Genomic DNA, 19,250 nt, shown 5'->3' on the forward strand with positions numbered 1-19,250 from the left:
AATTTGTCTTGAAAAATCAGTCCAGTTTCGTGGCAAAATCGTTGTTTAGATAGGGTGTATCCAATATTATACTTGGACTGTATCTATGTAAAATCTAGAGACAATCACATAGTAATAAATAAAGCAGTATATTTAGCACTTGCTGTAAATATAGAAGGGAAAAAGGAGTTACTTGGCATTTGGATAGGCAAAAATGAAGGTGCTAAATTTTGGATGCAAGTAGTTACTGAGTTAAAGAATCGAGGAATTGAACAAATTTATGTTGCTTGTGTGGATGGTTTAAAGGGCTTTCCAGAAGCTATAAGCAGTGTATTCCCGAGTACTATAGTACGGTTTTGTCGCATCTATAAATCATACTACATCAAGATTGTTAAAACTAAGGTTTTGGACATTATGATGCCATTAACATAGCAAAATTCTCAAAAGTAGAAAGATTATCATTAGCTCCAATTATTTGTCTTTTTTGCATCATACGAATATTTTCTATACCGGTAATAGTCATTTCTGCAGAATGAAAACTCTTAAAACCAAGCATTGGCTTTGTACGTTTTTTGATAAACCTATGATCTTGTTCTACAAGATTATTCAGGTATTTGGTCTGAATAACCTTAATTTTATAATCTTTAGGAACTTCTGTATTCAAATCATTAAGAGCAGCCGTATTACTACCGCTTTTATCAATTACTACTTTCTCAGGAAAATTATTCTCTCTAAAGGCTTTACGAAAAAATGCAAGTGCTGCAGGCTTGTCTCTATGCTTACGTAGCAGAAAGTCTACAGTATTACCAAGACTATCTAGTGCTCTATATAAATAAACCCATTTACCGTTTAATTTAATATAAGTCTCATCCATTCTCCAACTACTACCAACTGGCTTCTTTCTTTTTCTAACCACCTGATCTATCAATGGTACAAATTTTATAACCCATCTTTGTAATGTAGAGTGATCAATTTTTGCTCCCCTTATACTCATCATTTCTTCCAAATCTCGATAACTTAAAGAAAATCGGCATTTCATATAGACAAATAACATTATTATTTCTGGTGAAGAACAAAATCCTTTGAAATATGATAATAATCTTGCAGTAATACGAAACATCTTAACATCTTTTTTAGATCATTATATCAATCTTTTTTCTATTGTCCAACATATGCGACAGAACCTTATGTAATCAATGCGACCATTTTTTGCCACAAACTTAAATACCGTAACCCAACCGTATCCACGTAGGTGAATTTTTAGTCCCTCATCAGGAATCTCTAAACTTTCTAAGCTAACATTATGATTAACTTTTCTATTTTTTCTTAGGTTACTAACCCATGTCCAACCTAAATTACGTATATGTTTCAAATTCTCCAAACCGCTATACCACGCATCCATTACTACTGCATCAGGATTGATCCCTCTTTCCTTAGCTAAAGTAAGCATATCACAAAAATGCTCATTCTTTGTTTTTCCATCAGTTTCTTTATCATATATTCTATAATCTACAGGGGTAGATTGATCAGTTTTAGCATTGTAATGCAGTAAGTTGACCATCCCTATACCAGGTATAACATCATGTACAGCTCCAGAATATTGATAATGTACAAGCTCAATTTTCTTACTGTATTGCTTTGACAATAACGTGTCATCTCCCACTAATAAACAAGAAGCTTCCCTATCAATATATTTTGACACTTCTCTGTAGATCCCGCTAGGGCGGAAATCCTTACTATTTAACCATCGACTTGCACTATCATGAGATAGGTTTATTGGACTTACTTCAGATAATGCTTTACCACTATATCTTACGCTACTTGCTTGTAAAAATGATTTATATAAGTCTTTGCTACATTTTGATCTTGCCATGCTTAACTAAAACTCTTTCTTGCTAGATTAACATATTTTTTGCTAAGTGCGAAACTCCTGTATATGTATTTTGAGTCTCTTGATTTGACTTTGGATGCATTGAACGAGAAGTAATCCAGCTAAAACCAAGGCGGTGCATAGTATTGTAGACTGTTTTTAAAGCACATTTAGCACCATATTCCTCAAGTAACATGATATGTAACTCCTTTCCAGTTATATACCCACCAGTTTTACTTTCACTGAGCGTATTGATTTTATCAAAAAGAGCAGACTCTTGTATAGTGTTAATCTTCCTAGGGGCACCGCTTCTTTGTGATTCAAATAATCCTTCAAAACCATGATTCCTAAATCTTCTGAGCCATGATTGCACAGTTTTCCAGTGTGACTTCACTATTTCAGATATGGCTTTAAAAGATTTGCCTAATTGAAGGTGATACATCGCCAATAAACGTATACGATTTCGACCATGCGGCTCATGTTTCATCATTTTTATAAAATCATGACCTTCAAAACCTTGCGGTAATATTAACCTAGCTATTTGATTACCTTTTATCAGTTAAAAAACCATTTTATAACACTGCGTTAATTATTGCAATTGGTATAATACGGCTGCTCTTAATGATTTGAATACAAAAGTTCCTAAAGATTATAAAATTAAGGTTATTCAGACCAAATACCTGAATAATCTTGTAGAACAAGATCATAGGTTTATCAAAAAACGTACAAAGCCAATGCTTGGTTTTAAGAGTTTTCATTCTGCAGAAATGACGGCTCTGTACAAATAAGTGTGTAAATTTTTCAAAGGTTATATAAAAATATAATATAACAAAAGGAGAAATTATAATGCACCAAAAACAAAATGAAGCAATGAATCAAGCGATAGATTTATTAATAAATAATGATACAGATATATCAACATTACTTAAAGAGGATGGTTTATTAAAACAATTAACCAAACGGCTTGTAGAGAAGGCATTGCAGTCAGAGATGAATAATCATTTAGGATATGATAAATATTGTCATACTGATAGTGATAATGTTCGTAATGGTAGGAATATAAAGAATCTAGTAACAAATAATGGAGTTGTAGAGATTGAGGTTCCAAGGGATAGAAGTAGTACATTTGAACCTGCATTAATTCCGAAGCGTCAAAGACGTATTGAAGGATTTGATGATAAAATAATATCATTATACGCTAAAGGAATGAGCTTATCTGATATTAAGATTCAAATGCAAGAATTGTATGGAGCTGACGTTAGCGAAAGTTTGATAAGTCAAATTACTGATGATGTAATTGAGGATGTCAAGATATGGCAAAGCCGACCATTGGATCGAGTATATGCTATAGTATTTTTTGACTGTTTAGTAGTAAAAGTACGTCAAGATAAACGAATTATCAATAAGTCTGTATATGTAGCATTAGGTATTGATTTATCTGGAAGGAAGGATATTTTAGGATTGTGGATCAGTGAAAATGAAGGAGCGAAATTTTGGCTTGGTAATTTTACTGAGATGAAGAACAGAGGTATGCAAGACATGCTTATTGCTTGCAGTGATAATTTAACCGGTATGTCTGAGGCAATAGAAGCAGTTTTTCCGAAAACCGAACATCAATTATGTATTGTACATCAGATTAGAAATAGTTTAAAATATGTATCATATAAAGACCGAAAAGAATTAGCGTCTGATTTAAAGCCTATATATACTGCTAGCACGGAGGAAGAAGCACATCTTGCTTTAGAATCTTTTGAAGCTAAATGGAGTAAACAGTATCCACAAATTGCTAAATCTTGGTATGTTCATTGGGAAAATTTAATGGTTTTTCTAGGATACCCTGAGGCGATAAGGAAAGTAATATACACAACTAATAGTGTAGAATCTGTCAATAGCCAATTACGTAAGGTTACTAAGAATAAACGGGTTTTTCCAAATGATAATGCTGTTTTTAAGACCTTATATTTGGCAATTGATTATATGACCAAGAAATGGGTTATGCCGATTCCAAACTGGAACGCAGCTATGGCTCACTTTTTGATAAAATTTGAAGGTAGAATTTAAGCCCTATGAAAAATTTACACACTTAATTAGAAAGACTCGAAATGACTATTACCGGTATAGAAAATATTCGTATGATGCAAAAAAGACAAATAATTGGAGCTAATGATAATCTTTCTACTTTTGAGAATTTTGCTATGTTAATGGCATCATAATGTCCAAAACCTTAGTTTTAACAATCTTGATGTAGTATGATTTATAGATGCGACAAAACCCATAATCATCCAAGTGGTGTTAGTAAGCCTTCAAATACTGATATTGAACTAACACACAAAATAGTAGAAACTTGTGCTAATATGAACATATCGGTTCATGACCACGTAATTATTACAGCCCATGAATATTTCAGTTTTAAATCTAATATGCTGTTATGAGTAACTTTATTAATTATAGTTTTTTGTTTTTATTATCTTTTATAGCAACAAGCTTTCTTACTTGGCTATTGATTTCTAGTCTTCCATCTTTTGGAGTGGTGGATATACCAGATCCACGTAGAGTACATAGTAGAATCACACCAAGAGGAGGTGGACTTGCGATAGTTATAGTGGTAATAATTGCTCTTATCGCCTATGAATATTTTTCAACAAAAACTCTGATAAACTCAATTAAAATTGTACCTTTACTGCTGATCATTTCCAGCATTTCATTTTTAGATGATCTTATTTCCATTCCGATATTTGTAAGACTAATTTTTCACATAATTTGTTCTACAATAGCCATTTTCCTATTTTTATTTCCAGTAGTATTATTTCATCACGAATTACCTTTATATATTGATTTTATGCTATCTATAATAGGATTGATTGTCTTTTTAAATATTTATAATTTTCTTGATGGAATAGATGGTATTAGTGGTGCTGAATCTATTCATTTATCGATCACTATATTGATACTTTGTTATCTAAAATCTGATATAATAATAAATATAAATTTTATAATTGTGCTTAACATCATTATATTAGCATGTTCCATAGGTTTTTTGATATTTAACTGGCATCCTGCTAAAATCTTTCTAGGGGACGTAGGTAGTATAAGCTTAGGATTTTTATTAGGTTTATGTTTGCTACTTATTTCAGCATCTAGTGTTCATTTGTTTGTTGCTTCATCTATTGCTAGCTTATATTACCTAGCAGATGGAGGATTAACCATACTAATTAGACTAGTTAATAAGGAGAAAATTTGGCAACCTCACTTAAAGCATTTTTTTCAAAAAGCAGTCAGAAATGGTAAAAGTCATAAGGAAGTAGTGAGTAGAATTATAATATGCAATATATTACTTATGGTATTATCAATCATTTCTCTGTACTTTCCTTTATTATCAATTAGCTTTGCTATATTAGTAGTAATGGTTACAATAATTAATTTTGCCCATGAAACCGCTTAGCCATGACATCAACATAATTATTAGACGAATCTTTGGTAAACAGCACCCATTGCTTGCAGAAATTATGATTAATTGGAGCAAGATTGTTGGACCAAAATTTAGTAGCAAAACTAGCCCCTTAAAAATATCTAGCCCTAAAGAGAAAGGACAGAGAATAAATATTTTACATGTACAAGTGGAAAATTCGAGCATCGCCTTAGAAATATCATTTCACCAACAGATAATTATTGAGCGTATTTCCGTTTATCTAGGTTTTAAGGCCATACATAGTTTAAGAACTACAATATATGCTACAAGAAATAACTAGAATAGACTTCTATTCTCATCGAGTATTATCCTGAAATCTTGGAAATATAGCTTTTGGCTGGCTAATGTTACTACCTGGAATTAAAATAAACTCCTTTGTTAAATGTTTAAACATTCTCTGACTTTTTGGTACACCAAGCTGATCAAGCATTTTATTAGCCGAATCAGGAATAAATGGCTGTAACATTACAGCAATATATCTTAGTGTCTCAAGTAGCGTATATAACACCTCATTCATCCTTATAGGATCAGTTTTTTTTAACTGCCAAGGGGCTTCTCGATCTATATAAATATTAGCTTCTTCAGTTAAAGTAATAATATTTTCTAACACAGAATTAATAGCAAAAGTCTTAGTGAACAGTGAATTTTCTGATATAATTTGGTGAGATAGCTTCATCAAAAATGACTCATAAATGCTATCGATAGATTCCTTGCCAATTGACGGAATTTTTGCCTCATTGTTATTATAAACAAAGGCTAGAGTTCTTTGCAATAAATTACCAATTTTATTAGATAACTCACTATTCACTCTATTGATTAAGCTACTACGAGAATAATTACCATCTGAGCCAAATATTACCTCTCTCATCAAATAATACCTAACTGTATCTAAACCAAACTCTTTTATTAATTGCAATGGATCAATTACATTCCCTATAGATTTAGAGATTTTTTGTCCTTCATTAGTCCACCACCCATGTGCCATAACACATTTTGGTAGCGGCAAGCCAGCTGCCATCAAAAATGCTGGCCAGTATACGGCATGAAAGCGTAATATATCTTTACCGACTATATGAACATCAGCCGGCCAAAATTTGTTATACTTGCTTGTATCATTTGGATATCCTAAAGCCGAAATATAGTTGGTTAGTGCATCAAGCCATACATATATTACGTACTTTTCATCATTTGGTACTTTAATTCCCCACTTAAAACTAGAACGTGATATGGATAAATCATGCAATCCGGATTTGACAAAACTAATAACTTCATTACGTCTAGTACTTGGTCTGATAAAATCAGGGTTGGCATCGTAAAAATCTAATAATTTATCTTGCCATTTTGATAGGGCAAAAAAGTAACTTGGTTCTTCAAGCCATTCAACAGGAGCTTTAGTCGGAGCTAGTCCATCTTCTGTTAATTCTGATTCATCATAAAAAGCCTCATCACGCGTCGAGTACCAGCCTTTATAGCTATCAAGGTAAATATTGCCACTATCCAGCAATTTTTGCCATAGACTACTTACTGCTTGTTTATGCCTAGCTTCTGTAGTTCTAATAAAATCATCATTAGAAATGTTCATTGAGTGCATTAATGTACGAAAAGTTTCAGATACTGTATCGGTAAATATTTGTGGTTCAACATTTTTGACAATAGCAGATTTTTCTACCTTTTGACCATGTTCATCAGTACCGGTCAAAAACATTACCTCTTTACCTGATAAACGCATAAATCTTGCTATTACGTCAGACACAACGCTTGTATAAGCATGCCCTATGTGAGGTATATCATTAACATAATAAATAGGGGTGGTAATATAATATGTATTTTTCATAATGAATTTATAATGGATAAACCTATATTTGTTATAGTTATTCTTGCTAAATATGTATACTATAAAAATAGTTAATTTGAGCCGCTTGTTGCCGATGAAAGCAAGCCAGTGTCATTTCGAAATCAAGCAGTCACAAGTATACATTAGAATAAGAATGTAAATCTTTTGACCTAAGGGTGAATAAGATGGAGTTTAGAAAAATATGTTTTGTAACGTGCCACATCTCTTGTAAGAAGAGGAATATTTAATACAGACGCATGTGCTCCGATAAAGAAATCTAGTAATACGGAGTTTTCCTTACCACTATTTGCTTTTTTATATTGTATAAAAACTTTTCCTGGAGCCTTTCTAATTAAGTGTGTAAATTTTTCATAGGGCTTAAATTCTACCTTCAAATTTTATCAAAAAGTGAGCCATAGCTGCGTTCCAGTTTGGAATCGGCATAACCCATTTCTTGGTCATATAATCAATTGCCAAATACAAGGTCTTAAAAACGGCATTATCATTTGGAAAAACCCGTTTATTGTCCCACTTTGGGAGAAAAACCCCGCACTTGCAGTGCGTCGTTTCAACATAAATTTTAAATATCTTATCAAGAAAAGATAAGATAAGATAAGATAAGATAAGATAAGATAAGATAAGATATTTTGTAACAAAATCTTACACTTCACAGATATATTCTTTTTGTGTTGTGACACTTTCTAAATGAGCCATACACAAATAGTTTCTAACTTTTAAGTTAGTACATACATGAGGCATTCATGCCGTAATATTAAGCTCTGCACTTGCAGTGCAGAGTGGTTAACTATCAATATTTTGGTCTTGGTTATATTGGTAAACATAATATTGTTCTGTTGATACAGTAATATCTTCAACTTCTTTAGCCATTTTTACTGCTTTATACCAATTGCAATAATTAACGCAGTGTTATAAAATGGGTTTTTAACTGATAAAAGGTAATCAAATAGCTAGGTTAATATTACCGCAAGGTTTTGAAGGTCATGATTTTATAAAAATGATGAAACATGAGCCGCATGGTCGAAATCGTATACGTTTATTGGCGATGTATCACCTTCAATTAGGCAAATCTTTTAAAGCCATATCTGCAATAGTGAAGTCACACTGGAAAACTGTGCAATCATAGCTCAGAAGATTTAGGAATCATGGTTTTGAAGGATTATTTGAATCACAAAGAAGCGGTGCCCCTAGGAAGATTAACACTATACAAGAGTCTGCTCTTTTTGATAAAATCAATACGCTCAGTGAAAGTAAAACTGGTGGGTATATAACTGGAAAGGAACTATATATCATGTTACTTGAGGAATATGGTGCTAAATGTGCGTTAAAAACAGTCTACAATACTATGCACCGCCTTGGTTTTAGCTGGATTACTTCTCGTTCAATGCATCCAAAGTCAAATCAAGAGACTCAAAATACATATAAAAAAACTTTCCAGATATGTTAACAGAATTATTACCAAAAAATATCGATAGATGTAAAGTTGATATATGGTCTCAGGATGAAACTCGAGTTGGGCAACAAGGTAGCTTAACTCGTATATGGGCTAAGCGTGGCACTAGACCCCGTAAAGTTCGGCAACAGCAATTCATTTCAACATATATTTATGGAGCTGCTTGCCATGATACAGGAGAAGCTTTTGCATTAATTTTACCATATGCAAACACACAGGCAATGAATAAATTCTTAGAAGACCTTTCTCGCAGTATTCAAGGCAACCGACATATAGCTTTACTAACGGATAATGCAGGTTGGCACACAGCCAAAAAACTAACTGTGCCAAGCAATATCACTTTGATACCGCTTCCGCCCTATGCACCGGAACTTAATGCAATGGAACAAGTTTGGGAATGGATCAAGAATCATTACTTGTCTAACCAATGTTATGGTGTATATGAAGATATCGTCACTATGGCTTGTTACGCTTGGAATCAACTTGCTCATAATGTAGATTTAGTAAAATCAATTATGTATAGAGACTGGATAAATACACCGTGTTAATTATTGCAATTGGTATTAGACATCATTAGGTTAATCTCATCCTGTATATATTTTAGATCAACTCCCTCTTTTTCTATTCGCATACTAGATATAAGTATATCTTCTTTTACATCCATTTGTTCAGTAACAGATATATTAAGATACGAACCATTCTGATTTGTTGGTAAATCTTTAGACTGCATAGCAATTACCGGTAAAGTAAATGATATTAACGCTATAGTAAGAAGACTTTTATACATAATACTACCCTTATAATAGTTTTGTTTTTTGAGGTTATCCAAAACGCTCCATCTTATTTCAAAAAAAAGCACTTCCCCTCTAGAACCCAAAAAACATCCAGTTTATCCACGGGGATTTATGCTTAGACCCTATAAGTCTAGTATACGTTATAAGTAAAGAACTTACAAGTAAGAATCTTACTATTCTTATTAAAAAATACATATCTACAGCCATGAATGTGTATTTGCTAGCATGCTTCAATAGTGTCTTGGGTTGGTGAATAATTATTGTCACCCTCTAACTTCATCTCTTGTGAACAATTAGTAAAATTACCTATAATTGCTTCAGAATTAGGGTTATTGTGAATTATATTACCATCTCTAGAAATTATTTCTATCCATTGACTAATCTCTTGATCTGTCAGATTATTAGCTACAAAATATTCTATCTCCTTAGAGAGGTCAAAATGGGGTCAAAACATAAATCCCAGCAGATAAACTAGAAACCTATGAATTTGCAAATTCACATCTAATATTTTTTATTGTCCCACTTTGGGAGAAAAACCCCGCACTTGCAGTGCGTCGTTTCAACATAAATTTTAAATATCTTATCAAGAAAAGATAGGATATTTTTTAACAAAATCTTACACTTCACAGATATATTTTTTTGTGTTGTGACACTTTCTAAATGAGCCATACACAAATAGTTTCTAACTTTTAAGTTAGTACATACATGAGGCATTCATGCCGTAATATTAAGCTCTGCACTTGCAGTGCAGAGTGGTTAACTAATTGTACTATTTTTTTTAAAAGTTCAGGAATATATTGTTAAATATTTCATTTGCTAATAATCTTGTTGTTATATCAATAAAAATAAGATTATTAGCGATAATAGATTAAAATGCATTCGTGTCAGCCGCTTCAAGAATGCATTTTTCTGAATATTCTAGCCAGTTTAGGATTAAAACAACTTTTAAAGTAGGGGGAATTATATGAAACATTATACATTATTAGAGCAAGAGTTAGAGCAAATTTTTCAAATTAATAACGTGATTAACATACTTTATTGGGATATCGCAGTAAATATTCCGCATGGATCAATTGATAGTAGAACAAGTGAAATAGCACTACTATCTTCCATAGCCCGCTCTAGGTTACAATCGAAAAAATTAGCTGAACTAATAGAATCTGTCTCTGAAAACGTGAACACTCTTGATGTTTGGCAGTTAGCTAATTTAAGAGAAACAAAAAGACGAATTACAGAATCTACATGTATAGATGATGATTTATGGAAAATGTATGTTACTGCTAGTGCAAAATGTGAGTTAATTTGGCGAGATGCTAGAAAAAATAATGATTATCTATCACTTAAACCTTACCTACAAACAGTATTAGATTGCGTACAAAAAATGGCTAAATCTAAAGCCCATGCACTAAACTGTTCTGTATATGATGCTTTACTTGACACATATGATCCTGAACGTAGACTTGATGAAGTTAAAGTAGTGTTTAATAATCTAAAAAAAACTATACCAGAATTAATTAGTCAAATAGTAGAAAAACAAAGTAAAGAAAATGTTCTACCTATCACTAATAGTATTAGTGAAGCTCAACAAAAATTAATTGCTAAAAGGCTTATGGAAATAATGGGTTTTAACCTCACTAAAGGTAGGTTAGATGAATCAACCCATCCATTTTGTAGGGGTACTCCTGATGATGTTAGGTTAACTAATAGATATAATGAGCATAATTTTATTTCAGGGATTATGGGGATTATGCATGAAACTGGTCATGGTTTATATAAACAGGGCTTGCCCAGCAAATATAAAAACCAACCAGTAGGTAAGGCTAAAGGTATGGCTGTCCATGAAAGTCAATCTTTATTTATGGAAATGCAAGTAGGTAGATCAGGAGAATTTTGTCAATATCTATCAAAGCTACTTAAGGATGAATTTGGATTCAAAGGACTAGAATATTCTGCAGAAAATCTTTACAAATTAATGACAAGAGTCAAACTAGGTTTTATTAGACTAGAAGCAGATGAAGTGACTTATCCAATGCATGTAATAGTTAGGTTTGAACTAGAAAGATTGCTAATTAGCGGAGATCTATCTTTGAATGATCTACCACATTATTGGAACAATAAGATGCAGGAATATTTAGGCATTACTCCACAGAACGATAAAGACGGATGCTTACAAGATATACATTGGCCAATGGGCAGTTTTGGTTATTTTCCATCCTATACTAATGGAGCAATTATTGCTTCAATGGTCATGAAAAAAGCACAGGAAGTTAATCACAATATAAAAAAGGAAATAACAAGAGGAAAATTCAATGGTGTAAACCAATTCTTAGATAATAATATTAGAAGCTATGGCTCATTAAAAAATACCAGTGAATTAATTAAAGACGCTACGGGTGAAGATCGCATTCAATCGGAAATATTTTTAAAATATCTCCAACAAAAATATTTATAACTTATTTAACCTCAAGTATCTGTAACAAGTTAATATTAGGCTCAGTATTATCGCCACCCCTGCGAAAGCAGGGGTCTAAAAAAATAGCCAAGAAGACTATTCAACATTTTTAGACCCCGAATCCGTCATTCGCACCGAAGGCTCTCAATGTAGTACTAAGCTAAAGCTTTTACTTGAATAATCATGAGAGTAATATCAAGAAAAACTCTTAGGATCTATATCCACTTTTAAATGACAAAAAGCAGGGATTTTGATTAAACTTAACCATGTTTGTAAAAATTTTTGTAAATTAAATTTCCTATCCACTATGATTAGAATACGGTAACGAAACTTTCCTGCTAATTTAAACATCAATGCACTAGATGGTCCGAGTATTCTAGCTGAACTTTTTGGTGCAATTGCAACTAGAGTTTTGGATATTTCAAGCACTTTATGCTCATTTTTTCCAGACAAAATTATTGATGCCATTTTGGTGAAAGGAGGCATATTCTCTGCTTGCCTTGTTTTAAGTTCATATTGTAAAAACTGATCTCCTCCATTTTTTATATAACTAAATATAGCATTATCTGGATAATAAGTTTGCATTAATACTAGACCTTTTTTATCTTCTCTTCCTGCCCTACCTCCTACTTGATGAAGTAGTTGATAATTGCGTTCACTTGACCGCAAGTCTCCACTACTAATAGCTCCAAGATCAGCATCAACAACACCTACTAAAGTAAGGTTAGGAAAGTGATAACCTTTAGTAATCATCTGAGTACCAATTAGAATATCAACCTCAGAATGCTCCATTTTATATAGTAATTCGCGGATCTTTTCAGGTTTTTGGGCATAATCTTTGCTAATTACCGCAATTTTACTATCGGGAAAAAGATGCCTAGTTTCTTCTTCAATTCTTTCAATCCCAGGACCACAAACAGTTAAAGAGTCTTCTTCCCGACAATCAGGACAAAAAATATGAATCCTACTTTGATAACCACAATGGTGACATTCAAGTTTTTTGCTAGATTTATGTACCACTAACCAAGCAGAGCAAGAATTACAAGTAAAACGATAACCGCAAAGTTTACATAACATCAAAGGGGCATAACCCCTACGATTCAAAAATAATAACACCTGCTCTTTGCTTGCTAGCTTTTTACCTATTAATGCTATTAATTCCTTAGATAAGTAAGAATTTTTTGATAATTTCTCCTTTTTCATATCAATTATTTGAATTTCTGGCAAAGTTGCCTCCTGGTAACGATTTGACAATTCAATTAATTGATATTTATTGGTACTTACGTTATAAATTGTTTCAATAGACGGAGTAGCCGAGCATAATACTACTTTTATTTTGGATAAGCTTCCCCGCAATACCGCTACATCGCGAGCATTATATAATATACCATCATCTTGCTTATAAGAACTATCATGCTCTTCATCAATAATAATTAATCCAAGATTACTATACGGTAGAAATAGACTACTTCTAGCACCAATTATAACTTTAATTTCATTGTTGAGCAAACCTCTTAAAATCATCTTTTTCTGAGCTTTAGTAATCGCAGAATTCCATATTACTGGCTGAAAGCCAAAGCGTACTGTAAAACGATTTATAATTTGCTGACTTAAAGCAATTTCTGGTAACATGATCAATATTTGGTTACCTTGCTTCAAATAATCAGCCAATAGATGAAAGTAAATTTCTGTTTTACCTGATCCGGTTACTCCCTTAATAATTGATGGTTTATCCGATTGACTTAATAGAGAAAGTGCTTCTTGTTGCTCTACTGAAAGAGTTGGCAAAATAAAATCTTTGTTTAATTCTTGATGCTTTATTTTTATAGGTTGCTGGGCAATATCGATCGGCAAAGTCAACTTAGCAACTGAACCAAGTGAAGTCATATAATAATTAGCAGCCCATTTAATTAAATCTAATATTTCCTGATTAAACCTAAATTCAAGTGGCACTTTTTGTTTAATAGATTTGATTTTACTAGTTCCCTCTGAAACTTCAGTATCTAATTGCCAAACTATACCCGTTAATTCTTTATTCCTAAATGGGACAACTACTAAATCTCCTATAGCTAATTTTAATCCATTTGGAATTAAATAATCCAACGGGAAAAGCTTAGCTAATGGCAATAATATTTTTGCAACTTGCATTGAAATTCATTTTCAGGTCATTTGAGTATACTACTATATACTAATTATCAGAAGCACTAATAGATAAACAATAACAAAATGCAAAAATATTCATCTTTTTCAAAAAAAAATATAATAAATTCCTAGTAATATTCTAATTTTTAGTTTAACTTGTATAGCGATTTAAAATATTATGGTTTTTATGGAAGATATTAACTATTGGGACAACTCAAAGTATGAATATTGTCAGTATGCTACTAGGCTATTGAACAAACTCTGTAAGATAAATGAGGAAGTAAACCGACCAATAAATATTGACGAAGTTAAAAAAGCTATTTATTACGCCAAAAAATATCACGGCAGTCAAATGAGACAGTCTGGCGAACCCTATTACTCGCATCCAATTGAAGTAGCGTATATGGTAGCGGAATATGCAGCATCAGAAATTCCAAGCTATTTCAGAACTGATATGATTGTTACCTGTATACTGCATGATACTATCGAGGATACAAAACTGACCGAAAAGATGATTGAATATATTTTTGGAAGTGTAATAGCTAGTCAAGTAGAAGCTTTAACTAGGGTTAAACCTCACGGCAAGATTAGCTCTAGAGAGATTTTAAATTTATTATATCAACAAAAAAAATATGATGTAGCATTTATTAAAATTTTCGACCGAATTCACAACTTACAAACTATAGGAATTAAATCACCTGAAAAAGCTAGGAAGATTATTGAGGAAACTATAGAAGAATTTATACGTCTAGCTATATACTTAGAAACAATTGGTTTAGAAAAAAAACTAATAGAGCTATGTTATCAATATTTACCTACTATATCATCTAAGCAATATTTGCTACAGAGTCTACATAATACCAATTGCAATAATTAACACGGTGTATTTATCCAGTCTCTATACATAATTGATTTTACTAAATCTACATTATGAGCAAGTTGATTCCAAGCGTAACAAGCCATAGTGACGATATCTTCATATACACCATAACATTGGTTAGACAAGTAATGATTCTTGATCCATTCCCAAACTTGTTCCATTGCATTAAGTTCCGGTGCATAGGGCGGAAGCGGTATCAAACTGATATTGCTTGGCACAGTTAGTTTTTTGGCTGTGTGCCAACCTGCATTATCCGTTAGTAAAGCTATATGTCGGTTGCCTTGAATACTGCGAGAAAGGTCTTCTAAGAATTTATTCATTGCCTGTGTGTTTGCATATGGTAAAATTAATGCAAAAGCTTCTCCTGTATCATGGCAAGCAGCTCCATAAATATATGTTGAAATGAATTGCTGTTGCCGAACTTTACGGGGTCTAGTGCCACGCTTAGCCCATATACGAGTTAAACTACCTTGTTGCCCAACTCGAGTTTCATCTTGAGACCATATATCAACTTTACATCTATCGATATTTTTTGGTAATAATTCTGTTAACATATCTGGAAAGTTTTTTTATATGTATTTTGAGTCTCTTGATTTGACTTTGGATGCATTGAACGAGAAGTAATCCAGCTAAAACCAAGGCGGTGCATAGTATTGTAGACTGTTTTTAAAGCACATTTAGCACCATATTCCTCAAGTAACATGATATGTAACTCCTTTCCAGTTATATACCCACCAGTTTTACTTTCACTGAGCGTATTGATTTTATCAAAAAGAGCAGACTCTTGTATAGTGTTAATCTTCCTAGGGGCACCGCTTCTTTGTGATTCAAATAATCCTTCAAAACCATGATTCCTAAATCTTCTGAGCCATGATTGCACAGTTTTCCAGTGTGACTTCACTATTTCAGATATGGCTTTAAAAGATTTGCCTAATTGAAGGTGATACATCGCCAATAAACGTATACGATTTCGACCATGCGGCTCATGTTTCATCATTTTTATAAAATCATGACCTTCAAAACCTTACGGTAATATTAACCTAGCTATTTGATTACCTTTTATCAGTTAAAAAACCATTTTATAACACTGCGTTAATTATTGCAATTGGTATAAGTTTTCTTTTCAGAAAGATTTCCAGCATCTTTCTCGAGTTTAATAAAATATGATAATCCATATGCACAACCTACAATTGTTGGGATTGTAATAAAATACAATCCCCAATGACTAAAATAATCTGTTAAATACACAAGGCTAACAGAAGTAATACCAATTGCAATAATTAACGCAGTGTTATAAAATGGGTTTTTAACTGATAAAAGGTAATCAAATAGCTAGGTTAATATTACCGCAAGGTTTTGAAGGTCATGATTTTATAAAAATGATGAAACATGAGCTGCATGGTCGAAATCGTATACGTTTATTGGCGATGTATCACCTTCAATTAGGCAAATCTTTTAAAGCCATATCTGCAATAGTGAAGTCACACTGGAAAACTGTGCAATCATGGCTCAGAAGATTTAGGAATCATGGTTTTGAAGGATTATTTGAATCACAAAGAAGCGGTGCCCCTAGGAAGATTAACACTATACAAGAGTCTGCTCTTTTTGATAAAATCAATACGCTCAGTGAAAGTAAAACTGGTGGGTATATAACTGGAAAGGAGTTACATATCATGTTACTTGAGGAATATGGTGCTAAATGTGCGTTAAAAACAGTCTACAATACTATGCACCGCCTTGGTTTTAGCTGGATTACTTCTCGTTCAATGCATCCAAAGTCAAATCAAGAGACTCAAAATACATATAAAAAAACTTTCCAGATATGTTAACAGAATTATTACCAAAAAATATCGATAGATGTAAAGTTGATATATGGTCTCAGGATGAAACTCGAGTTGGGCAACAAGGTAGCTTAACTCGTATATGGGCTAAGCGTGGCACTAGACCCCGTAAAGTTCGGCAACAGCAATTCATTTCAACATATATTTATGGAGCTGCTTGCCATGATACAGGAGAAGCTTTTGCATTAATTTTACCATATGCAAACACACAGGCAATGAATAAATTCTTAGAAGACCTTTCTCGCAGTATTCAAGGCAACCGACATATAGCTTTACTAACGGATAATGCAGGTTGGCACACAGCCAAAAAACTAACTGTGCCAAGCAATATCACTTTGATACCGCTTCCGCCCTATGCACCGGAACTTAATGCAATGGAACAAGTTTGGGAATGGATCAAGAATCATTACTTGTCTAACCAATGTTATGGTGTATATGAAGATATCGTCACTATGGCTTGTTACGCTTGGAATCAACTTGCTCATAATGTAGATTTAGTAAAATCAATTATGTATAGAGACTGGATAAATACACCGTGTTAATTATTGCAATTGGTATAATAAACGTCAATTCGGGATAAGGATATTGTGAACATGTAGATTAAAATCAAATTTTGTTGAAGGTTTATTTTTCTTTAATGAGTAAGCAACAAGAGTAGATAATATATGGACAAAGGCATTTATTGGTGATCTATGTCTAGTATGTTCAAGGTTCATTTTATTGTCCCACTTTGGGAGAAAAACCCCGCACTTGCAGTGCGTCGTTTCAACATAAATTTTAAATATCTTATCAAGAAAAGATAAGATAAGATAAGATATTTTTTAACAAAATCTTACACTTCACAGATATATTCTTTTTGTGTTGTGACACTTTCTAAATGAGCCATACACAAATAGTTTCTAACTTTTAAGTTAGTACATACATGAGGCATTCATGCCGTAATATTAAGCTCTGCACTTGCAGTGCAGAGTGGTTAACTTAATAGAACTTACGCGAATTCAGGATAAGAATTTGTCAATTCTTATCCCAAATTCGGTGAAATTATCGAAACAATCAGATTTGAGATGGCTCTGCATCTGATTGTTAAATTAATATTTTGCTAAAAACATGATTTTAATACTGAAACTAGAGAAAATTTTAACAATTATAGACATAGGTTAAAGTTGGGTTTTTTAAACTGCCCTAAAAATACGTTTGACAAGTGAGATACTTTAACTTAAGAAATTAATATAAATTCTAACCAAAAGGGTAAATATGGCAAAACATACTTTTTACAGGCTAATACCTGCTGTTGTCGGGGTTTTGTTTCCTACTACTTATTTTACTTATGATGGATATACAAAGTCTACAAAACCATCTCATTTCGAATTAGCTGCAACTAAATTGGGTTTTACAGGTTATAAAAAAGCAGGTCAAGGTATAAGAAGTGCATCAGAACATCAAGAAGCCTTATTAAAGCAACTTCAAATCGCAGGATATTTTCATCCAAAAAAGCTATGGCAGGATATTAATCGTCTAGGAGTAAAGGATCCTGTAATAACTTTTAAACAGATATATCCTGCAATAAAGAAATCTAAAGCTGATCAAAGTGATCCTAGCAAATTTAATGCTAAAATATTACGTAAAAACCTTGGAAAAGGAACAGAATTAGATGAACAAGATATCATGGATTTCCTTTTCTATATTTCTCAGAATGCTTTTGGTCGTAAACCTGGTCAGGAACGTAATGAGCTATCTTCCCAAGACTGGATGAAAAAGTATGAGAAAGAATATTTAGCTGGTGCTAAAGTACTACGTCTAATTGATCGCGAAACTCCAGAACATCAGGAATATGACATTGCTTGGATTGCCGGGGCATCTCGTATAGGCGTAATGGCTCGGATAATAGATTACCATAATATATTATTAAAATATAATATTAAAGTGAACGGAGAAACAGCAATATTAACAGGAGCACGAGAATTATGGGCTAATATTGATGGAATTACGCCTACAGTACGTGATAAGTTGATTGAAGCTTATAAAGCAAAAACTGACTTAGATACATTGGATGTTTCTCTGCCTATAGGAGAGGATCTAGCTCGTGTGACAGAAGGGAAAGAATATATAAAAGGTTTAGCTGCACGATATAATATCAGATTGAACGAATCATCTCCATTTATCCAATATAAGACAAAAGAGGAATGTCCCCCAGGATATTTTCCTGGTAGAGTGTATCCTAATTATGCAGAAGGAGAAAGTCGAAAATTAACAGAAACTTTAATGTCCCAAGATTTACTTACTACTTATCTATTAAATGATAGTAAAACCATTACTATAGTCGATACATTAGCAGAGCAATACCAAAGACCTAACACTACTAGTACAGCCCGTGACGCTGCAAGAAAGTCAGAACGCCCTCGCAAAGCGAGGGGCTTGACGGTTATGAGCAGCCCAAAGGGCTGCCATTGTTAATTAAAATTCTCCTGATTCGTCAGAGCCTAAACTATCAAGTTGCTCTTAATTCGAGCCTTTCTAA

At 32.9% G+C, this 19,250-nt stretch carries 25 protein-coding genes and 2 pseudogenes; 14 read left to right on the forward strand and 13 right to left on the reverse strand.

Annotated features, from left to right (window positions below; all coding sequences use genetic code 11):
- Positions 1 to 30: 30 nt before the first annotated feature.
- Positions 31 to 348 (forward strand): annotated as a pseudogene (locus AAHN00_RS06325) (transposase); the annotation flags it as partial.
- 43 nt (positions 349 to 391) lie between these two features.
- Here the strand turns inward: AAHN00_RS06325 and AAHN00_RS06330 are convergent.
- Genes AAHN00_RS06330 through AAHN00_RS06340 form a run of 3 tightly spaced genes read right to left on the reverse strand, consistent with a single transcriptional unit; the run spans position 392 to position 2,339 of the window.
- Positions 392 to 1,099: an IS6 family transposase gene (locus tag AAHN00_RS06330; RefSeq protein ID WP_342270905.1), complete on the reverse strand. Its 708-nt coding sequence runs from the start codon at positions 1,097 to 1,099 to the stop codon at positions 392 to 394.
- A 21-nt stretch (positions 1,100 to 1,120) separates the two neighbouring features.
- The gene (locus AAHN00_RS06335) at positions 1,121 to 1,852 is read right to left on the reverse strand and encodes a transposase (RefSeq protein ID WP_342272441.1); all 732 of its coding nucleotides are present in this window, start codon (positions 1,850 to 1,852) and stop codon (positions 1,121 to 1,123) included.
- Between the two features lie 22 nt (positions 1,853 to 1,874).
- Positions 1,875 to 2,339, reverse strand: a complete 465-nt coding sequence (locus AAHN00_RS06340) for a helix-turn-helix domain-containing protein (protein ID WP_342272442.1) — start codon at positions 2,337 to 2,339, stop codon at positions 1,875 to 1,877.
- A 115-nt stretch (positions 2,340 to 2,454) separates the two neighbouring features.
- Here AAHN00_RS06340 and AAHN00_RS06345 point away from each other — a divergent pair.
- From AAHN00_RS06345 to AAHN00_RS06365, 5 genes and pseudogenes are all read left to right on the forward strand, one after another.
- Positions 2,455 to 2,622, forward strand: a pseudogene (locus AAHN00_RS06345) (DDE-type integrase/transposase/recombinase); the annotation flags it as partial.
- Between the two features lie 73 nt (positions 2,623 to 2,695).
- Complete coding sequence (locus tag AAHN00_RS06350; protein WP_342272443.1) at positions 2,696 to 3,910, forward strand: IS256 family transposase; 1,215 nt, start codon at positions 2,696 to 2,698, stop codon at positions 3,908 to 3,910.
- Positions 3,911 to 4,098: 188 nt separating this feature from the next.
- Positions 4,099 to 4,281 carry a JAB domain-containing protein gene (locus tag AAHN00_RS06355; RefSeq protein ID WP_342272444.1) on the forward strand — a complete coding sequence of 61 codons (183 nt, stop codon included), beginning with the start codon at positions 4,099 to 4,101 and terminating at the stop codon, positions 4,279 to 4,281.
- Positions 4,278 to 5,291 (forward strand): UDP-phosphate alpha-N-acetylglucosaminyltransferase, encoded by a 1,014-nt coding sequence (locus AAHN00_RS06360; RefSeq protein WP_342272445.1) that lies wholly within the window; start codon positions 4,278 to 4,280, stop codon positions 5,289 to 5,291. Before AAHN00_RS06355 ends, AAHN00_RS06360 begins: the two co-directional genes overlap by 4 nt.
- Positions 5,278 to 5,598: a DUF721 domain-containing protein gene (locus AAHN00_RS06365; protein ID WP_341752329.1), complete on the forward strand. Its 321-nt coding sequence runs from the start codon at positions 5,278 to 5,280 to the stop codon at positions 5,596 to 5,598. The genes AAHN00_RS06360 and AAHN00_RS06365 overlap by 14 nt, the downstream gene beginning before the upstream one ends.
- Before the next feature lie 15 nt (positions 5,599 to 5,613).
- Here the strand turns inward: AAHN00_RS06365 and metG are convergent, their stop codons facing one another.
- The 4 genes from metG to AAHN00_RS06385 all read right to left on the reverse strand — a co-directional run bounded on the left by metG (position 5,614) and on the right by AAHN00_RS06385 (position 8,027).
- On the reverse strand, positions 5,614 to 7,152 hold the full coding sequence (gene metG / locus AAHN00_RS06370; RefSeq protein WP_342272446.1) for a methionine--tRNA ligase: 1,539 nt from the start codon (positions 7,150 to 7,152) through the stop codon (positions 5,614 to 5,616).
- A gap of 170 nt (positions 7,153 to 7,322) precedes the next feature.
- The gene (locus tag AAHN00_RS06375; protein ID WP_342272447.1) at positions 7,323 to 7,547 is read right to left on the reverse strand and encodes a hypothetical protein; all 225 of its coding nucleotides are present in this window, start codon (positions 7,545 to 7,547) and stop codon (positions 7,323 to 7,325) included.
- 63 nt (positions 7,548 to 7,610) lie between these two features.
- The gene (locus tag AAHN00_RS06380; protein WP_342272448.1) at positions 7,611 to 7,850 is read right to left on the reverse strand and encodes a hypothetical protein; all 240 of its coding nucleotides are present in this window, start codon (positions 7,848 to 7,850) and stop codon (positions 7,611 to 7,613) included.
- 36 nt (positions 7,851 to 7,886) lie between these two features.
- Complete coding sequence (locus tag AAHN00_RS06385) at positions 7,887 to 8,027, reverse strand: hypothetical protein (protein WP_342272449.1); 141 nt, start codon at positions 8,025 to 8,027, stop codon at positions 7,887 to 7,889.
- Positions 8,028 to 8,167: 140 nt separating this feature from the next.
- Here AAHN00_RS06385 and AAHN00_RS06390 point away from each other — a divergent pair, with 140 nt between their 5' ends.
- The 3 genes from AAHN00_RS06390 (at position 8,168) to AAHN00_RS06400 (ending at position 9,171) form a co-directional block, all read left to right on the forward strand.
- Entirely contained in the window at positions 8,168 to 8,296 is a 129-nt protein-coding gene (locus AAHN00_RS06390) for a hypothetical protein (protein ID WP_342272450.1), read from the forward strand.
- A gap of 141 nt (positions 8,297 to 8,437) precedes the next feature.
- Positions 8,438 to 8,617 (forward strand): winged helix-turn-helix domain-containing protein, encoded by a 180-nt coding sequence (locus AAHN00_RS06395; RefSeq protein WP_342272597.1) that lies wholly within the window; start codon positions 8,438 to 8,440, stop codon positions 8,615 to 8,617.
- Positions 8,611 to 9,171, forward strand: coding sequence for an IS630 family transposase (locus AAHN00_RS06400; RefSeq protein WP_342270961.1), 561 nt, complete (start codon positions 8,611 to 8,613; stop codon positions 9,169 to 9,171). The genes AAHN00_RS06395 and AAHN00_RS06400 overlap by 7 nt, the downstream gene beginning before the upstream one ends.
- Here AAHN00_RS06400 and AAHN00_RS06405 read toward each other — a convergent pair.
- Both AAHN00_RS06405 and AAHN00_RS06410 read right to left on the reverse strand, forming a co-directional pair.
- The gene (locus tag AAHN00_RS06405) at positions 9,168 to 9,500 is read right to left on the reverse strand and encodes a hypothetical protein (RefSeq protein ID WP_342272451.1); all 333 of its coding nucleotides are present in this window, start codon (positions 9,498 to 9,500) and stop codon (positions 9,168 to 9,170) included. The genes AAHN00_RS06400 and AAHN00_RS06405 overlap by 4 nt on opposite strands.
- Before the next feature lie 418 nt (positions 9,501 to 9,918).
- Positions 9,919 to 10,086, reverse strand: a complete 168-nt coding sequence (locus AAHN00_RS06410) for a hypothetical protein (protein WP_342272452.1) — start codon at positions 10,084 to 10,086, stop codon at positions 9,919 to 9,921.
- Between the two features lie 295 nt (positions 10,087 to 10,381).
- Between AAHN00_RS06410 and AAHN00_RS06415 the strand changes: the two genes are divergently transcribed.
- Positions 10,382 to 11,869, forward strand: coding sequence for a carboxypeptidase M32 (locus AAHN00_RS06415; protein WP_342272453.1), 1,488 nt, complete (start codon positions 10,382 to 10,384; stop codon positions 11,867 to 11,869).
- 195 nt (positions 11,870 to 12,064) lie between these two features.
- On the opposite strand, the gene AAHN00_RS06420 is transcribed toward AAHN00_RS06415, so the two are convergent.
- The gene (locus AAHN00_RS06420; protein WP_342272454.1) at positions 12,065 to 14,017 is read right to left on the reverse strand and encodes a primosomal protein N'; all 1,953 of its coding nucleotides are present in this window, start codon (positions 14,015 to 14,017) and stop codon (positions 12,065 to 12,067) included.
- A 172-nt stretch (positions 14,018 to 14,189) separates the two neighbouring features.
- Here AAHN00_RS06420 and AAHN00_RS06425 point away from each other — a divergent pair, with 172 nt between their 5' ends.
- The gene (locus tag AAHN00_RS06425; RefSeq protein WP_342272455.1) at positions 14,190 to 14,888 is read left to right on the forward strand and encodes an HD domain-containing protein; all 699 of its coding nucleotides are present in this window, start codon (positions 14,190 to 14,192) and stop codon (positions 14,886 to 14,888) included.
- Here AAHN00_RS06425 and AAHN00_RS06430 read toward each other — a convergent pair.
- Positions 14,885 to 15,445 (reverse strand): IS630 family transposase, encoded by a 561-nt coding sequence (locus AAHN00_RS06430; protein WP_342272456.1) that lies wholly within the window; start codon positions 15,443 to 15,445, stop codon positions 14,885 to 14,887. The two genes, AAHN00_RS06425 and AAHN00_RS06430, sit on opposite strands and share 4 nt — an antisense overlap.
- On the reverse strand, positions 15,439 to 15,888 hold the full coding sequence (locus AAHN00_RS06435; protein ID WP_342271056.1) for a helix-turn-helix domain-containing protein: 450 nt from the start codon (positions 15,886 to 15,888) through the stop codon (positions 15,439 to 15,441). Before AAHN00_RS06435 ends, AAHN00_RS06430 begins: the two co-directional genes overlap by 7 nt.
- A 382-nt stretch (positions 15,889 to 16,270) precedes the next feature.
- Here AAHN00_RS06435 and AAHN00_RS06440 point away from each other — a divergent pair, with 382 nt between their 5' ends.
- Both AAHN00_RS06440 and AAHN00_RS06445 read left to right on the forward strand, forming a co-directional pair.
- Entirely contained in the window at positions 16,271 to 16,720 is a 450-nt protein-coding gene (locus AAHN00_RS06440; protein ID WP_342271578.1) for a helix-turn-helix domain-containing protein, read from the forward strand.
- Positions 16,714 to 17,274, forward strand: a complete 561-nt coding sequence (locus AAHN00_RS06445) for an IS630 family transposase (RefSeq protein WP_342270961.1) — start codon at positions 16,714 to 16,716, stop codon at positions 17,272 to 17,274. The genes AAHN00_RS06440 and AAHN00_RS06445 overlap by 7 nt, the downstream gene beginning before the upstream one ends.
- Positions 17,275 to 17,298: 24 nt before the next feature.
- Here AAHN00_RS06445 and AAHN00_RS06450 read toward each other — a convergent pair whose 3' ends face one another.
- A complete protein-coding gene (locus tag AAHN00_RS06450) occupies positions 17,299 to 17,448 on the reverse strand; it encodes a hypothetical protein (RefSeq protein ID WP_250310986.1) in 150 nt (49 codons plus the stop codon).
- 538 nt (positions 17,449 to 17,986) lie between these two features.
- On the opposite strand from AAHN00_RS06450, the gene AAHN00_RS06455 reads away from it, so the two are divergent.
- Complete coding sequence (locus tag AAHN00_RS06455) at positions 17,987 to 19,186, forward strand: hypothetical protein (RefSeq protein ID WP_342272457.1); 1,200 nt, start codon at positions 17,987 to 17,989, stop codon at positions 19,184 to 19,186.
- Positions 19,187 to 19,250: the final 64 nt, after the last annotated feature.

This window comes from Candidatus Tisiphia endosymbiont of Parasteatoda lunata, assembly GCF_964030955.1.
Classification (GTDB): domain Bacteria; phylum Pseudomonadota; class Alphaproteobacteria; order Rickettsiales; family Rickettsiaceae; genus Tisiphia.

Bases quoted from the DNA above. Each gene is read 5' to 3' on its own strand.
- metG (WP_342272446.1), bottom strand. From the start codon at position 7,152: ATGAAAAATACATATTATATTACCACCCCTATTTATTATGTTAATGAT.
- AAHN00_RS06450 (WP_250310986.1), bottom strand. From the start codon at position 17,448: ATGAACCTTGAACATACTAGACATAGATCACCAATAAATGCCTTTGTC.
- AAHN00_RS06350 (WP_342272443.1), top strand. From the start codon at position 2,696: ATGCACCAAAAACAAAATGAAGCAATGAATCAAGCGATAGATTTATTA.
- AAHN00_RS06390 (WP_342272450.1), top strand. From the start codon at position 8,168: ATGATGAAACATGAGCCGCATGGTCGAAATCGTATACGTTTATTGGCG.
- AAHN00_RS06420 (WP_342272454.1), bottom strand. From the start codon at position 14,017: ATGCAAGTTGCAAAAATATTATTGCCATTAGCTAAGCTTTTCCCGTTG.
- AAHN00_RS06340 (WP_342272442.1), bottom strand. From the start codon at position 2,339: ATGATGAAACATGAGCCGCATGGTCGAAATCGTATACGTTTATTGGCG.
- AAHN00_RS06415 (WP_342272453.1), top strand. From the start codon at position 10,382: ATGAAACATTATACATTATTAGAGCAAGAGTTAGAGCAAATTTTTCAA.
- AAHN00_RS06335 (WP_342272441.1), bottom strand. From the start codon at position 1,852: ATGGCAAGATCAAAATGTAGCAAAGACTTATATAAATCATTTTTACAA.
- AAHN00_RS06410 (WP_342272452.1), bottom strand. From the start codon at position 10,086: ATGGCTCATTTAGAAAGTGTCACAACACAAAAAAATATATCTGTGAAG.
- AAHN00_RS06360 (WP_342272445.1), top strand. From the start codon at position 4,278: ATGAGTAACTTTATTAATTATAGTTTTTTGTTTTTATTATCTTTTATA.
- AAHN00_RS06365 (WP_341752329.1), top strand. From the start codon at position 5,278: ATGAAACCGCTTAGCCATGACATCAACATAATTATTAGACGAATCTTT.
- AAHN00_RS06355 (WP_342272444.1), top strand. From the start codon at position 4,099: ATGATTTATAGATGCGACAAAACCCATAATCATCCAAGTGGTGTTAGT.
- AAHN00_RS06440 (WP_342271578.1), top strand. From the start codon at position 16,271: ATGATGAAACATGAGCTGCATGGTCGAAATCGTATACGTTTATTGGCG.
- AAHN00_RS06455 (WP_342272457.1), top strand. From the start codon at position 17,987: ATGGCAAAACATACTTTTTACAGGCTAATACCTGCTGTTGTCGGGGTT.
- AAHN00_RS06435 (WP_342271056.1), bottom strand. From the start codon at position 15,888: ATGATGAAACATGAGCCGCATGGTCGAAATCGTATACGTTTATTGGCG.
- AAHN00_RS06430 (WP_342272456.1), bottom strand. From the start codon at position 15,445: ATGTTAACAGAATTATTACCAAAAAATATCGATAGATGTAAAGTTGAT.
- AAHN00_RS06445 (WP_342270961.1), top strand. From the start codon at position 16,714: ATGTTAACAGAATTATTACCAAAAAATATCGATAGATGTAAAGTTGAT.
- AAHN00_RS06400 (WP_342270961.1), top strand. From the start codon at position 8,611: ATGTTAACAGAATTATTACCAAAAAATATCGATAGATGTAAAGTTGAT.
- AAHN00_RS06330 (WP_342270905.1), bottom strand. From the start codon at position 1,099: ATGTTTCGTATTACTGCAAGATTATTATCATATTTCAAAGGATTTTGT.
- AAHN00_RS06425 (WP_342272455.1), top strand. From the start codon at position 14,190: ATGGTTTTTATGGAAGATATTAACTATTGGGACAACTCAAAGTATGAA.